Origin of the sequence: Pelomonas parva, from assembly GCF_043555835.1 — a bacterium.
In the GTDB taxonomy this organism is placed as follows: domain Bacteria; phylum Pseudomonadota; class Gammaproteobacteria; order Burkholderiales; family Burkholderiaceae_C; genus Pelomonas; species Pelomonas parva.
Map to the genome: position 1 here is coordinate 1 of NZ_JBIGHV010000027.1, position 930 is coordinate 930.

At 67.5% G+C, this 930-nt stretch carries 1 protein-coding gene; it reads right to left on the minus strand.

What is annotated here, in order from left to right:
* Positions 1–916, minus strand: a 916-nt coding sequence (locus tag ACG00Y_RS28765; protein WP_394485082.1) for a carbohydrate-binding domain-containing protein, incomplete at its 3' end; no start/stop codon positions are given.
* Positions 917–930 lie beyond the last annotated feature (14 nt).

Below are 930 nucleotides of genomic sequence, written 5' to 3' on the forward strand. Positions count from 1 at the left end.
CGTGGGTGGCGCTGACGGCCACACCGTTGACCCACAAGGTCATGAGCGCGCCAGTGTTGCCAGCCGGTGTGGCGCTGGCGCGGACCGTGACGGTGCTGGTGATGTTTGCGGCAGGCCAGTTGATGTGCAGCGCGCCGTTGGTGGTCAGATTGCCTGTGCCGGCAACCACATCGACGCCGTCAAAGCCCGCGCCGCCGAAGCCCCGGTCGAAGGTGTTGCCCGCGGCAGTGGGCAACAGCGCCGTGTTGGCGGTGGTGAGGTAGGCGATGTAGAGGTTGCGGTCGACGCCGTTGACCTGGCCGTCGTTGATGTAGACCAGGTTGATCTTGCGGCCGGCACTCATGGGCGGCACGGCAAACTGGTAGTCGGCGTTGACGGTGGAGTTGACCTCGGCGGTGCCGACCAGGAGGTTGTCCACCAGCACCTGCATGATGGCGCCGGTGCCACCGGCCACATCGGCGCGAGCACGGATGTTGAGGGTGTCGGTGAGATTGGCGGCCGGCCAGGCCGCGTTGAGGGCACCGCCCGTAGCCTGCAGCACGGTCCTGCCGGACATGGCGTAGTCGACCTTGAGGTTGCGGCTCGGCGCAGGATTGGTGTGCCGCACCTCGATGATCTGCCCGACCTGCAGCGGCAGGGCGGCCAGCTTGAAGTACGTCGGCGAAGACGAGCGGATCTCGAAGGAGCCCAGCAGGATGCCGTCGGCAAAGACCTGCATGATGGGGCCGACGTTGCCGGCCAGCGTGCCGCTGGCGCGCACGGTCAGGGTGTCGGTCATGTTGGCGGCAGGCCAGATGCCGCGCAAGGCGCCGGTGGCTGTGAGTTCTACCAAGCCGCCGGACATGTTGACCCAGTCATAGGCGGCCAGGTCGGCACCGGCATCGAACTTCACGCCGGTGTCGGTGGGGCGCAGCACGGTGGTGCCGGACC